The 13,191-nt window shown below is 35.1% G+C and carries 12 protein-coding genes; 4 read left to right on the plus strand and 8 right to left on the minus strand.

What is annotated here, in order from left to right; genetic code table 11:
* Position 1: 1 nt before the first annotated feature.
* Genes UABHE_RS33540 through UABHE_RS33570 form a run of 7 tightly spaced genes read right to left on the minus strand, consistent with a single transcriptional unit; the run spans position 2 to position 7,904 of the window.
* Positions 2 to 2,530 carry an FtsX-like permease family protein gene (locus UABHE_RS33540; RefSeq protein ID WP_372367851.1) on the minus strand — a complete coding sequence of 843 codons (2,529 nt, stop codon included), beginning with the start codon at positions 2,528 to 2,530 and terminating at the stop codon, positions 2 to 4.
* Positions 2,524 to 3,210, minus strand: a complete 687-nt coding sequence (locus UABHE_RS33545; RefSeq protein ID WP_372367852.1) for an ABC transporter ATP-binding protein — start codon at positions 3,208 to 3,210, stop codon at positions 2,524 to 2,526. Before UABHE_RS33545 ends, UABHE_RS33540 begins: the two co-directional genes overlap by 7 nt.
* 42 nt (positions 3,211 to 3,252) lie before the next feature.
* Positions 3,253 to 4,218 (minus strand): phosphotransferase family protein, encoded by a 966-nt coding sequence (locus UABHE_RS33550; protein ID WP_372367853.1) that lies wholly within the window; start codon positions 4,216 to 4,218, stop codon positions 3,253 to 3,255.
* A 6-nt stretch (positions 4,219 to 4,224) separates the two neighbouring features.
* Entirely contained in the window at positions 4,225 to 4,731 is a 507-nt protein-coding gene (locus tag UABHE_RS33555) for a DUF1648 domain-containing protein (RefSeq protein ID WP_372367854.1), read from the minus strand.
* A gap of 11 nt (positions 4,732 to 4,742) precedes the next feature.
* The gene (locus UABHE_RS33560) at positions 4,743 to 4,913 is read right to left on the minus strand and encodes a hypothetical protein (RefSeq protein ID WP_372367855.1); all 171 of its coding nucleotides are present in this window, start codon (positions 4,911 to 4,913) and stop codon (positions 4,743 to 4,745) included.
* A gap of 8 nt (positions 4,914 to 4,921) precedes the next feature.
* The gene (locus tag UABHE_RS33565; protein ID WP_372367856.1) at positions 4,922 to 6,331 is read right to left on the minus strand and encodes an FHA domain-containing serine/threonine-protein kinase; all 1,410 of its coding nucleotides are present in this window, start codon (positions 6,329 to 6,331) and stop codon (positions 4,922 to 4,924) included.
* 1 nt (position 6,332) lies between these two features.
* A complete protein-coding gene (locus UABHE_RS33570; protein WP_372367857.1) occupies positions 6,333 to 7,904 on the minus strand; it encodes a sigma 54-interacting transcriptional regulator in 1,572 nt (523 codons plus the stop codon).
* Between the two features lie 264 nt (positions 7,905 to 8,168).
* Between UABHE_RS33570 and UABHE_RS33575 the strand changes: the two genes are divergently transcribed.
* The 4 genes from UABHE_RS33575 to UABHE_RS33590 all read left to right on the plus strand — a co-directional run bounded on the left by UABHE_RS33575 (position 8,169) and on the right by UABHE_RS33590 (position 12,605).
* Positions 8,169 to 9,275 carry a hypothetical protein gene (locus UABHE_RS33575; RefSeq protein ID WP_372367858.1) on the plus strand — a complete coding sequence of 369 codons (1,107 nt, stop codon included), beginning with the start codon at positions 8,169 to 8,171 and terminating at the stop codon, positions 9,273 to 9,275.
* 294 nt (positions 9,276 to 9,569) lie between these two features.
* A complete protein-coding gene (locus tag UABHE_RS33580; protein WP_372367859.1) occupies positions 9,570 to 9,878 on the plus strand; it encodes a hypothetical protein in 309 nt (102 codons plus the stop codon).
* Between the two features lie 83 nt (positions 9,879 to 9,961).
* On the plus strand, positions 9,962 to 12,295 hold the full coding sequence (locus UABHE_RS33585) for a glycoside hydrolase family 31 protein (protein WP_372367860.1): 2,334 nt from the start codon (positions 9,962 to 9,964) through the stop codon (positions 12,293 to 12,295).
* 73 nt (positions 12,296 to 12,368) lie between these two features.
* A complete protein-coding gene (locus UABHE_RS33590; RefSeq protein ID WP_372367861.1) occupies positions 12,369 to 12,605 on the plus strand; it encodes a hypothetical protein in 237 nt (78 codons plus the stop codon).
* A gap of 58 nt (positions 12,606 to 12,663) precedes the next feature.
* Here UABHE_RS33590 and UABHE_RS33595 read toward each other — a convergent pair whose 3' ends face one another.
* Positions 12,664 to 13,104, minus strand: coding sequence for a hypothetical protein (locus UABHE_RS33595; RefSeq protein ID WP_372367862.1), 441 nt, complete (start codon positions 13,102 to 13,104; stop codon positions 12,664 to 12,666).
* Positions 13,105 to 13,191 lie beyond the last annotated feature (87 nt).

Below are 13,191 nucleotides of genomic sequence, written 5' to 3' on the forward strand. Positions count from 1 at the left end.
CCTATTCTTCGCGTAATGCTTTAGCTATATTAGTTCGAACAAAAATAGATAGTGGATATAAACCAGCAACTAAAGCCGCTACAATGGCAATCGAGAGTCCTTGAATAAAATAATGAGGATAAACAAAGAGCTCTATCGTCCAACCAAATGAGCGAATATTGATGACATAAATAAGCGCTATTGCGATAATAATTCCTAAAGGTATTGCGAAAAATCCCGCTGTAAATCCCATAATTCCCGTTTCATAAAAAATTAACTTGCCTAGTTGACGAGGTGTCATGCCATTTGCTCGCAAAATGCTAATTTCTTTTTTTCTTTCTAGCTGCAAGGCCATTAGTGTACTAACTATGGCTATAAATGCGACAACGCATACTAAAATCTGCATAGCAAATGTAATAGTGAAAGTGCGATCGAAAATTTTAAGTGAAATTTCTCGCAATTCAGAGTTTGCGTTTACTTGCAAATTTTTCGGTATGCTTTGTTTTAGTTGTTGTATAATTTTTTCCTTGTTTGCGGGTGATGTCAAGAAAACAGCAATCGCTGTTATCTGTTTATCTTTCCAGTAATGGCGGTACACGGTGTCTGACATGATCACTTTGCCTTGGTCTGAAGAGTAATCCGAATAAACACCAGTAATAGTAAATTGTTGTAAGCCTGCGTCTGTAAACAATGAAATACGGTGTTTTTGATGAGGTTTTATGTTGTAACGGTAAGCAAACGGTTCTGAGACAACAATTACTTTTTTGTCAATGTTATTCCACTGCTTATCGCTACTGTTATCTTTCCACAGAAAAACATCTTTATTTGAAATATTTCGCGTTACCGCATTTATGTTTATAATGTTGCCATCTTCTGCTGTCGTTTTGGTGGTACGTGATGTTGATATATCCTTTACACCATCAATGGTCAAAATTTTAGCAATAATATTTGTTGCAAATGGCTCTGCGCGAGCAATACCTTTGTTTTTACCTGCAATTAGTATGTCTGCTGTGAATACTTGATCAAGCCATTTTATGAAAGTAGTGCGAAAACTACCAATCATGATGTTAATTGCAATTAAGCTTGCAATTGAAATAGCAAGAGCTGCAATTGCAATTGATGTTCGGCTAATGTTTCTCTGAATGTTGCGCGGTGCCATTTTTAGTGTGACATCAGAAAAAACAGTGGTTAATTTACGAAGTAAAGACATGAAGGTGTAAACAAAGACAGGAGTAAAAAAAGTACAACCAAGTACGAAGAACAGTATGCTTGCGAATCCCAAAAATAAACTATTGCTAGGTACAAATAAAGTGCCTATACCGATAATAACGAGCAGGATACCGTAAGTTATAAAACGTGGTATTAGCGTGATGAATTTAGTATCTAAATGTGAGCGACGCAAAACACTGATTGGAGGAATTTTTGACGCTTCAATTGCTGGAAATATAGCTGCGACTATTGCGATAATAACACCAATGAAACTTTTGTATATTGTCGTGTAAGTAATGGTGAAATCGGTAACGGTTAGAGTGAAATAAATATCATTGATTGTCTGCGTTACCATAAAAACAGCAGCTTTCCCTAAAGCAGCTCCTAACATAAAGCCAAAGACCAAACCGATTAATGACATTACTAGAGTTTCACCTACGATCATCAAGAAAATTTCGTTTTTGGTTGCTCCTAGGGAACGTAGTATTCCCAATATTTTTCGGCGTCGTACTACTGAGAAGGTTACGGTATCATAAATGATAAAAGCGCCGATGAGAATTGCTAGTAAACTTAAGGCCATCAGGTTAAATTGAAACGAAGCTGTAATTTGTTGTGTCTTCTTACTGCGTTGCTTCATATCTATAATACGTGTATTCTTGGGAAGGTACGCTTTAATGTGTTGTACTTCTTTGTCGCTAATTTGTAAATCAATATGTGATAGACGTTTGTAGTGGTTTAATATTTCTTGCGCCGTTGCAATATCGACAATAATTATGCCGGTCATTGCTTTTTTCGTAAGTGGATCACTTGTGTCAATGAAAGAAACAATAGTGATTTCTATATCTTTTGCCTGGTACTGGATACGGAGTTTATCACCTTTTTTTATACCATGTTCTTTTGCTAAATCTTTTGCGATAATTGCGCTACCACTTTTTTGCGAAAAAGAGACAAAGTCGTAACTGCCGAGCTGTCCTCTATTTAAGTAATCGCGAAATGGTAATTCAGCAAATATATCGATACCAAGAATTTGTAATGAATGTTGTTCCCAGTCTTTTACTTTGACATAGTCAGTGATGACTGGTGCAGAACGATGTATGCCTAGCTTTGTTTTGAGATTAACATATACCTTTTCGTCAACCCCCCACTTTCCACCAACAATACGATGAGTTGCTTTTCCTGAGATACTTTTCAAAGACAGAGAAAATGAGCGACTTGCACTTTGGTTTGCGATATCAACAGCCACAATAACTGCGACTCCTAAGGTTACGCCCAAAATTAGGAATAGTGCTTGCCATGGGTGACGTTTCACATTGCTAAGTCCGACACGAATAAGTGTTAGCATTCGCTTTTCTCCACTATGTGGCCATTTTCGATGTGAAAAACAAAATCTGCATGAGCTACAATATCCAAATTATGTGTGGCCATAATGAGTGTTTTGCCTAATTTTTGAGTTAGCTCTAGTAATAGTTGGAGTACTTGCTCGCCTGTTTTCGCATCGAGGTTACCCGTTGGCTCATCTGCAACAACTAAATTTGGATCGTGAATAAGAGCACGTGCAATTGCCACTCTTTGCTGTTCGCCGCCAGATAATATATCGGGAGTACTCTTTGCGCGATCTTGTAATCCTACTCTTTCAAGTAGGTAGTAAGCGCGTTTTTCGCTTTCCTTTTTGGGTCTTTGATCTAAATCGCAAGGTAAAGTAATGTTTTCAAGTACTGTTAGTGTTGGAATTAAGTTGAAAAACTGAAATACAATTCCAATATTACGACGTCTGAATAAAGTACGCTCATGTTCTGAAAGAGAGGCAAGATCATTACCATCTATTTGAATTGTTCCAGAATCAGGTATATCAACTCCTGTAATTAAGTTGAGTAAACTACTTTTCCCTGAACCGCTGCGGCCAAGTAGAACAGAGAATTTTCCCTTGACAAACGACACATCTACGTTTTGTAAAACATCTAGCTGACGTTGTCCTTCACTATATGATTTTGATACATTACTTAATTGAATAGAACTAAACATAAATACTTTCTTTGTAATCTTAGAGGTTAAAACCTACAATTATTATTTTACTGTTTGAGTGATTAGCGCAAGCGCGTCTGTTTTCCTTGTTACGCAGCTTGGTGAACTTAAAAAAGCAATAAGATTTGTTAGGTCAATGAGTTTACACATTTTTTGCCAGTTTTGATCTAATTTTTGCTTGCCATTTTGCACTCCTGCTACAAATTGATATACACATTGTTGTGGAAATACATGTTCGTCTCGTAACATATTTCCTATGTCACAATATAAACTTCCGGCAAAAGAAAATTCCCAATCAAGAATAGCGGTTATATCTAGTGATTTAGGACAAATGAGAATGTTGGCTGGATTGTAGTCGCCGTGAGAGAGGTGAATGTTGCGATAAATCTTAGGATAGAGATATTCGTTTTTGTTGAGATACACATGTATTTTTTTAAGTAAACTATTTTCAATTGCACCTTGTATAGAGTCCGTTTGCAAACATTGATAAATGTAGGTTAAAAATGGATTGTTTTTGCCAGAAAAAAATGGTTTTACATTGAGTTTTTCGTCTAATGTTCCTATTTGAGAAAATGAATGTTTTTGGAGGACTTGCAAATAGGTGCCTAATTTGAAGAATATTGGTGGTAGTCCTTTTAGTTTTTGATCTATTGCTTGGCGTAGAGAAATACCTTCGTGCCACTGCATAATCACAAAAGGGTGTGGAATTATTTTTTGTGAATTGTCTAGGTGTAAAATTTCAGGGATCGGGAGATTGTTTTTTAGTAGTTGGTGTATTTTTTTTTCTAAAAGACAAGCATTTTTGTCACGCGTGTAAATGCGTAATAGTATTTTGCTATTATCGTCAAATAAACAGCAGTAATTTGTATTGGCAAGACCACCACTTAACAGAATAAATTTGCGCACTTTTTTTGTCGGAAAAGCAGCGCGCATAATTTCGTTTATTTGTTGTTCATTTAGTTGTTGTAGAGGTTTTAGTCTTTGCCAGCCATTTTTCATCGCACACATATATTATTAGCTTTTTGGTGGTTTTATAATTAGAAATGAGAGTACTAAGTGAATCGTTGTACAACTTAGCGCGATCCAAATGAAATTTCCGTGGATAAAGTCTCCTGTAGGACAAGGTTCTGGTGAAGTACTACTACGGAGAATTATCAAATTAATCAAATAGAATAAGCCATTAAATAGTACCGCGGCCATTGCTAATATTTCTGATAATTTACGGTAAGCGATGTTCGAGCGCTCTTCATTTGCGAACCAATAGCTCTTCCATGGAACACTCAATATAGAGTTTGGGATTTTTTTTATAATGACAGAAATGCATAAAAATATGATATTTAAAAATGCAATAAGTATGGAAAAAAATATATAGAATTCCTGTTTACCACCAAAAGCATCTGCTTGACCTTGAACATTAAAATGAACAGCTATTTGCTCTGGTAGCTGGGGGTATACACTCATTATTTGTGCGCCCAAAGCAATAAATAATCCTAACCATAATAATCTAAATAAATGTATCATTTTTTTTACCTTTAGTTTGAAATTTTGAATGTTGTTTTTTGGCCTTTTACTTGAATAGTTTTGTCTTTGGGATAGACATACACATCTTCTTTTTTATTTTCACCAATGGTCCATGGAATGTCTTCTATTGAAAACGGTTCATATATACCTTCATTATTTTTTGATGACTTACTTTCTTGCATTATTTTTCCTACTTGTAAGATTCTACTGCACTTGTTGTTTTACAAAAACGATTTCTCATGAAGCTTATTTCTTCAATAAAACAGAATATATAATTCTCTATTTTTATTAGACTCTTGTTACTAAGCCGAGCAGATTGGCCTATTTCTAAAGTGATAAATTGATTTTGTTTGAGAAGTTTTTTTGTTGTTGGGATTTTATTTTTGGGAAAATTTTGCGGAAAATTTTGTGGTGTTTGGCACACCATTACTTTTCCATTTTCGCTTAAATTTTCGACGTTCACAATATAGTTTTCAACATTGATAGATAGTTGTACACGTGATACTTTGTCGTTATGTAATATAAAGTCGTTTGCAAAACTTCGCCCAATATAGTTGCGGGGCTTTTTTAAATAAAAAAGAACTTCTGCGTTTAGTAAATATAAGTAAGGGAATTCTTTATTATCCTCCAACAAAAGACTGTTAAAATCTAATAAATCAGAGTATAAAGATATAGCGCTTTGGTATCTTTTGTTGAAGTCTTTTTGCAAGCACTTTTGGCAAATGTTTAGTAGACGTCGTTGTTTTTCCTGCGAATTGGGAGGGAATAGTTCAGCAAGGGATTTACTCATATTTACTGCACTGTGCTCTTGCTGTTGACTAATAACATCGAGAAGTATTCCTCCAAAAGAATATATATCTCCTACTATTGATGGCTTGATCGTTAAATTTGTTCTCTCTGGTGCTGTGTATTTTGGAGTGTAGCCTTTGTTATTGGATATTTCTTGCGTAGAAGAAGCCAAACCAAAGTCAACGATTTTGATATTGTTTTCACTATCTACAATAATGTTTTGCGGTTTTATGTCTTGATGGCATATGCCTTTTTTTTCCAGATAAACTAACGCTTCTATTATTTGTAAACATAAATGTAGGGCATGAGAAAGGTATTTTTTTTGCCCTCGATAACGAGATATATTTTGCAGTAGATTTTCTCCGCGAATATACTCCATTACAATATACGTTTGTCCATTTTTGGTTGTGCCAAAGTCGTGTACTTGTACAATATTTCGATGATTGAAAGTGGCTAGATTTCGCGCTTCTTTTTTTAATTCATCTAAAGGAGTTTGTATCGACTTTTTTGTCATCTTAAGAGCAACAATGCGATTTAATTTTGTATCGTAAGCTTGGTAAACAACGCCAAAACCACCAGAGCCTATTTTCTCTTCTATATTATAACGGTCTATTTCTCTGTATTTTTGGGTGCTCTTTTTTTTGTAGTTTTGAAGAATTATCTCCACTTTTTCCTCTGTTAAGCAACCCATAAAAATAAGAATTTCGCCTATTTTTTTGCTAGATAAGTATTTTTTCTGGTGCAGTAGAGCTTCTTGTATTTTTTTTTGTGAAACGTATCCTAGTTTTTCTGCTATTTCGCCAAATAACATATTATTTCTCGCTTATAAGACCGAGATTTCGCCAGTGATTGGCTAAAGTATTGTGATGTACGCCTAACATTTTTGATATTTGATGAACGCTTTTACGATTATTTACAGAATAGTGATAGGCTTGTTTAAAAAACTCGTTTTTAAGGTCACTAAATTTTTCCCAAGGTTCGGGAAATAAATTCATACTGCTCGCGTTTCCTTTTGCCACAGGACTTTCTGTTTCGATTGCTTGAGAGGATTTCTCTATGGCAGAATATATAATGTCCTTAGTAATAAATTTTTTTGACTTTGCTTCTAAGTAACTTTGATAAACGATGGATTGTAATTCTCGGATATTTCCTAGAAATAAAGATGGGGTTGCATCTTCTTGAAGATACTCACTTGCATCAATTGTAAGTTCTATTTTTTGTTGTTTTTCTTCATTGAGTTTTTCTAAGAAGTACTTGGCAAGCAAATAACAGTCTTTAGATGTTCGTTCGCGAAGAGGAGGAATATTAATTACGAGTTTAGATAAACGATATCGTAAATCATTGCGAAACTTTCCTTTGCGAACTTCACTTTCTAGATTATTATTACTTGCACAGATAACGCGAACATTTGCTTTGATGATTTTTTTTGATCCCATGCGTGAAAATTCTTTGTTTTCAAGAAATCTAAGTAGCATTCCTTGTGCCTCTAAAGATAATGAATTTATTTCATCTAAAAAGACTGTCCCGTTATTACCGCTTTCAAAAATACCGCAACGCCCTTTCATGTTTTGTACATAGTTGTCAATACAACCAAATAATTCAACGAGCTGAATTTGAGGATCTCCGTGGAGGTGAGCACAGTTTTGCACAGCAAAGTGATTGTCATTAATATCTTTTATCGATAATGCCCTGGCAATGAGTTCTTTACCTGTTCCCGTTTCGCCTTGAATAAGAATAGAAGCTTTTTCATTTTTGTATTTTTCGATTTTGGCGAATACATTACTCATCATCCCACTATCTGTACTTACTATTTTTTCATTTGCAAAAATATATCCACCATGTAAGTACCAATCGAACATTTGCTGTTGTGTTAATCCATGTGTTCCTTCGGTATAGCCTAACGTTATTGCACGCTGATATGTTTTTATTAGTTGCTCTTTATTTGGTTGAATTTCACTTAGTAGTTTGTCTATGTCACCACCTAGTGTATTGTTAAAATTTGTGTCTTCATAACCAAGGAATAATGTACCTATTAAGCGTATCTGTGTTTTTATAGGAATAAAAATAAGAGATTTTAATTGCGAGATATATCGAAAAAACATATGCGAATCTGTATTTTCGCAATGAACAGTCTCTGTTCCAATATTTACCATCACATTTACTAGTTTTTCAATGAAATCTTGTGGCATTTTAGATTGCGATAGGTGATCTAAAATACGAATATCGTTTTGCTTTTTTATGTCAAAATGGGTATCTTGTAGAACCTCAAATGCCTTATCTTTTTTCCACATAATGTCTATTTTTGTATTTGTATGGTTAAATAATATTAGGTAATCGGGCATTGTTTTGTAGCAAATATCGTGTAATGTATTTATTATATGCATTTTAGATCTCTTTATTTTTAACAACAAAAGGAAATGACGCATCTTTGTCAGGTCACTTAATGTAACAAAATAAGTAAAAAAAATCTATAGTTCGTTGTTCTAAAATGGTTTGTTCTTTTTTTTTACATGTCCTAGATGCAAAATGTAGGTGACTGGCGAAAATAAGTGACTGGCCGAAAGTTTTTACCTATTGGCATTTGTTGTCACTTAATTATCCAACTGAATAAATTACTTAAATTATACTGGATTGTAAGGAGTATTGCCATGAAATGGCTATCTATTATATTTGTTCTTCTCACCGTTATTTTTGCAGAAATATCTATTGAAGAACAGTTGCAGGCGAATGAACAAAAAGCGAATACACTACATAAGAAATTTACAGAAGATTTTAATTCTAAACTTGAAAATGAATTTTCAAAATGGCAAGAAAACGCAAGCGTAGAACAGCAAAAAAAAATACAAGTGATTTTAGCAGCGATTAATAGTAATGTTGCAAAAATAAATGCGGAGTTGAAAGAAAAAAGAAAAGAGCTAGTTGATTCAGAGTCAAAGAAAATAAAAGATGCGTTTGTTGAAATTAAAAAACAAGGTACACCGGAAGACATGTTGCGTCGTCGTGGGGTAGCGATGGGACATACTTTGTTTCACGCACTCCAGAAAATTTATCAAGAAGAGCGAGAGAGAGTAGCAAAAGAATATTGGCAAGCAGTGAACGACTGTTTGCAAGTCATTGGTGAAAAGAAAGAAAACATTGATAAAAATATTCGTAAGCGTGAAGTTGCTTTTAAACTAGAAGAGAGTATTAAAACACGTACTCATAATTTGACACATACTTTTCAAGTACTCAATGAATATGAGTTTAGCGATGATGAAAAAACCTGGATTTTAGAATTATTGACTAAACAAATTAAAGCAGAAGAAATAGTGAGAAGTAGTCGGAATGAGCGATTAGACGGATTTGCAAGAAAATATCTTGCGGCGAAGGAAAAAGCTAGCGGAGAATCAAAAGAGGCGCTGCTTGAAGTAAAAAAAATAGATGTAGAAATAAAAAAGCGACGTGTTTCTTACGAACGTAATTTAGCTATGTATACCCAGCGCCGTATGGCAAACCTACAAAGAGAAGTTTATTACTTTAAGGGATTTATTGATGCTGAAATTGGTCGCTATAAAAAAGCAAATTTTCCGCAAAGTGTTATTGACACACTAGAAGAAAAACACTGGAAAGTGTTTCTGAAATTGACAGGATCAAATTTCCAGAGGTGGTTGGTAGAGGATAATATTATTTTTATACGGTTTCTAGTTAAAGAATTGGCTCTTTACGACTATAGTAGTGAAGAAGTAGAGGAATACTTACTTAAAATATTAAAGTGATATCAAAAATTGTTGTGCTAGTTAAAAATAACATGTAAAATAATCGAATTAGAGCACGTTGGGGCATGATTTAAATAAAAATAGTTATTATCACGAGGTTCTGTAAAAGTAGAATCTCGCGAGACGTCTCTTTTAAAGGGAGTTGTGTCGTTATTTTCGTTTGCATTATATCACTTATAATCATAAACCTTAATCATTCGTTACTACTAGATGACACACTCTTGCTTTTATCTCGTTTTCTAAATGTCGACATGCCCTCGTAGACATGGACATTTTTCCAGAAAGGAATGTTTAATGAGACATTGTCAATTAAAAGGATATGTTTTTATATTAGTTGTCTCGCTCATTGCTTTTGCGTGTACTTGTGGTGTGGTGGTTTTTAGTATTTATAATCCCTCTAATTCACAGAAAGTCACGAGAGCAAAAAACTCGAAAATTGAATTTTTAGAACATGTTATTCATGAATTTAAGGAAAAAGAAAATCGTTTACCACACGATCTTAACGAACTAGTTGCTAAAGAGTATGTTACGCCTACTGATATTCTTGATAAAAGGGGTAAAATATTAAATTACGAAAATGGTAACGTTGATATCAATCATTGAATGCAATTCCCTGTGGGTTCTCTGCTACAAGAACTTATATAAACAATAGCGAATTATTGCCTAGATTATTTAAAGGAAAAACAATGCACGAAGTCTATTTCTCAAATGTATCGGTTTCTGAAAATTGCGTTTTGCTACACGGTGATTATTTTCAAGGAGTTGTTGAGCTTGTAAATGAAAATGTGTGGCGCATATTTGTGTGGCATCGCTTAGAGGATGTTCATAAAGGAAGTTGGACAGTAGAAAAAAAAGAAAATTCTTTTAAATGTCAAGATAATGAAGATTACATTGTTGTTTCTGCAGAAAGTGCTCCCTCACTTAAAATAAATAAAAACCCTTTCTCTTGGGAATGGCAAGATTTTAAAGTTTCGCGATTAGATGCTCACAATTCTAAAGATGCAGAAGAAATGATAGATTTAGCAACAGGAGATGGAAACCCATTTGCTGAGATTAACGATGGACTGCCTATGGGAAGTGGTTACACTCTGTCCATTAATGAGATTCCTGAACGCTTTTATTATGGCCTAGGAGAAAGAACGGGTTTTTTGAACAAAAAGGGACGTACGTGGCAAAATTGGAATACTGATATTTCAAAACATGTTCCTAATACTGATCCTCTTTACCAAGCTCATCCTTTTTTAGTATCTAATACAAATGGTAATTTTTGTGCTCTTTATTTAGACGAAACGTGGAAAACCAATTACGACTTGGCATTTAGTCAACCTCAAAAAAGTTTTATCAGTACTACTGGACCTACTTTTGATCTATACTTGATTCCTGGCCCAAATCCACAGCAAGTTGTATCAAAATACACGGAACTTGTTGGTCGTTCTTTTATGCCGCCACTATGGTCTTTGGGTTTTCATCAATGTCGTTGGAGTTATCCTGATGAGAAATGCATAATGGCCGTTGCAAAAGAGTATCGTAAACGCGAAGTGCCACTTGAGGCTATGTGGCTTGATATTGATTACATGGATGGTTATAAAGTTTTTACTTTTTCTCCTCATCGTTTTCCTAATCCTAAAAAAATGACCGATGAATTGCAACAAATGAATATCCGTACTGTTACAATTGTCGACCCTGGAGTAAAAAAAGAACCTGGTTATGAGGTCTACGAAAGTGGGCACAAAGAGGGAATGTATATCAAAAACAGACGCGATGAAGAATTTGTTGGTGAGGTTTGGCCTGCTCCAGCTGTGTGGCCTGATTTTGTTCAGGAAAATGTTCGTAAGTGGTGGGGGGAGTGGTTGAAAGTTTATCGCGATGCCGGAATTTCTGGTATTTGGAATGATATGAATGAGCCAGCAGCATTTAAATTACCAGGGAAATCACTTCCTGTGGGAACGAAGCAAGGTGAGTATTGGCATGCAGAAGTTCATAATATATATGGGCATATGATGTGCAAAGCAACTTTTGATGGTTTAAAAAAGAATATTCCACAAAAAAGACCATTTATTCTTACACGCAGTGGTTTTGCTGGAATTCAAAAATATGCTTTTGTGTGGACGGGAGACAATGGAAGTTTTTGGGAACATCTAGAGATGTCAATTCCAATGATTTTGAATATGGGAGTATCAGGAATACCGTTTGTTGGAGCTGATATTGGTGGTTTTTCGGGTAATTGTGATGGCGAGATGTTATCGCGATGGACGTGGTTAGGTGCCTTTTATCCGTTTATGAGAAATCATTCTGGCAAAAATAGTCGCCGTCAGGAAGCATGGGGTTTTGGTGAGAAATATTTAGATGTTGTGCGCAAAGCTGTTAATTTTCGTTATGCATTGTTGCCTTATCTCTATACATTAGTAAACGAAGCTCATTTATCGGGGATGCCTATCATGCGACCGCTGTTTTTTGAGTATCCACAAGATGATAATACATATACTATTAATGATCAATTTTTGTGTGGAAAAGGTTTGCTTGTTGCTCCTGTTGTGCGTCCGCAACAAAGTCATCGTCTCGTTTATTTCCCTGAAGGAAAATGGCAAAATATATTTAGTGGAAAAATATTTGAAGGTCCACAACATTTAGCTGTTGAAACGCCTTTGGAGAATATACCTATTTTTCAGAATGTTACAACAATTATTCCGTTTACTGTTCATAAACAACATACGAGTGACGCTTATTGGCCAGAATTGACCTGGCGTCTTGTTTTAAATGATACTGCAAGCGGACATGTGTATTGTGACTCCGGCGATGGTGAAATTGATGGAAAGATTAAATGTATAAAAACGACATATGATGGCAAAAAATTGCATATTGAGCGTGAAAATTTTGTTGATGAACTGTGTGTGATTGAAATTTTAAATGTAAATGCTCCTTCGCGTCTAGAAGGACAAGTTAGCGTCACCTGCGAAAAGAATATTTTACGTATAGAAATGCAAGCGGAAGAGGTAGATCTTTATTGGGATGAAGTGTAAAGGCGTATTGTAAAGAATTTTAATCTCTCGTCTTTTACCTAGGGAATATCCCTATTATCATAGAGGAAAAATCATGGCAAGAAAAACAACTGTTATTATAAAGCAAATGGCGCGAAATAATGTTATCGCTGAGTTTTCATGCGGAGATAGTTTATTTGGCATTTTATCTTTTAAAAAAGGAACGTTTTCTTTGGAAATCTATCCTCCTTCTGGTGACAAATGGGAGCTTGACTTAGAAGACTTTCAAGCACTTATTGAACAAGGGAAGCAGGATATTATGGCTCAATTGAACTCTCGTTCTAGTAAGTAATCGAACTTACTAAAAGGATAAGGAATTGGGAATACTCAATTCCCAATTCTTTGTCCTTTTATCTCCAATAACCGCGTACCCAGATCCAACCTCTACCTCTGCGATTCCAATGTCCACCAACCCAAGCGCGATGACCACGACGAATTCTGCTCCAGCGACCAGAAATCCATACATAACGATGTCCGTTCCAGTGCCAGCGGCCAGAAATCCATACGTGCCTACGTCCTGGCCTTCTTGGTCTGCGTCTTTCTGCTCTAACTCTTGGTGGAGCGGTGTAGACATGGATTTCTTGCGTTGTATCTTCGTAGCATTGACCATCATTGTAGTCGTTGTGATTATCATAGGTTTGGTCATAATCATGATGCTGTTGATGTTGCTGATGCTGTGGAGGATAGTGAGTTGTGCGTGTTTCTTTTACATAAACAACTCTTCTGCGGCAGCCACTTGTAATAAGACCCACCAACAGAATACCTAGTAAAAATACTATTGATTTTTTCATTTTTATCTCCATAGTAAATATTAAGTAATACAAGCGTGTATAATCTTTTGATATATTATGAATCACAATTAGTTGTTTGACAACATG

This window comes from Candidatus Uabimicrobium helgolandensis (assembly GCF_041508025.1).
Classification (GTDB): Bacteria; Planctomycetota; Uabimicrobiia; order Uabimicrobiales; family Uabimicrobiaceae; genus Uabimicrobium; species Uabimicrobium helgolandensis.

Excerpts from the sequence above, each read along its gene's own strand:
- UABHE_RS33575 (WP_372367858.1), top strand. The coding sequence starts at position 8,169 with ATGAAATGGCTATCTATTATATTTGTTCTTCTCACCGTTATTTTTGCA.
- UABHE_RS33590 (WP_372367861.1), top strand. The coding sequence starts at position 12,369 with ATGGCAAGAAAAACAACTGTTATTATAAAGCAAATGGCGCGAAATAAT.
- UABHE_RS33555 (WP_372367854.1), bottom strand. The coding sequence starts at position 4,731 with ATGATACATTTATTTAGATTATTATGGTTAGGATTATTTATTGCTTTG.
- UABHE_RS33570 (WP_372367857.1), bottom strand. The coding sequence starts at position 7,904 with ATGCATATAATAAATACATTACACGATATTTGCTACAAAACAATGCCC.
- UABHE_RS33565 (WP_372367856.1), bottom strand. The coding sequence starts at position 6,331 with ATGTTATTTGGCGAAATAGCAGAAAAACTAGGATACGTTTCACAAAAA.
- UABHE_RS33550 (WP_372367853.1), bottom strand. The coding sequence starts at position 4,218 with ATGTGTGCGATGAAAAATGGCTGGCAAAGACTAAAACCTCTACAACAA.
- UABHE_RS33540 (WP_372367851.1), bottom strand. The coding sequence starts at position 2,530 with ATGCTAACACTTATTCGTGTCGGACTTAGCAATGTGAAACGTCACCCA.
- UABHE_RS33585 (WP_372367860.1), top strand. The coding sequence starts at position 9,962 with ATGCACGAAGTCTATTTCTCAAATGTATCGGTTTCTGAAAATTGCGTT.
- UABHE_RS33595 (WP_372367862.1), bottom strand. The coding sequence starts at position 13,104 with ATGAAAAAATCAATAGTATTTTTACTAGGTATTCTGTTGGTGGGTCTT.
- UABHE_RS33545 (WP_372367852.1), bottom strand. The coding sequence starts at position 3,210 with ATGTTTAGTTCTATTCAATTAAGTAATGTATCAAAATCATATAGTGAA.
- UABHE_RS33560 (WP_372367855.1), bottom strand. The coding sequence starts at position 4,913 with ATGCAAGAAAGTAAGTCATCAAAAAATAATGAAGGTATATATGAACCG.
- UABHE_RS33580 (WP_372367859.1), top strand. The coding sequence starts at position 9,570 with ATGAGACATTGTCAATTAAAAGGATATGTTTTTATATTAGTTGTCTCG.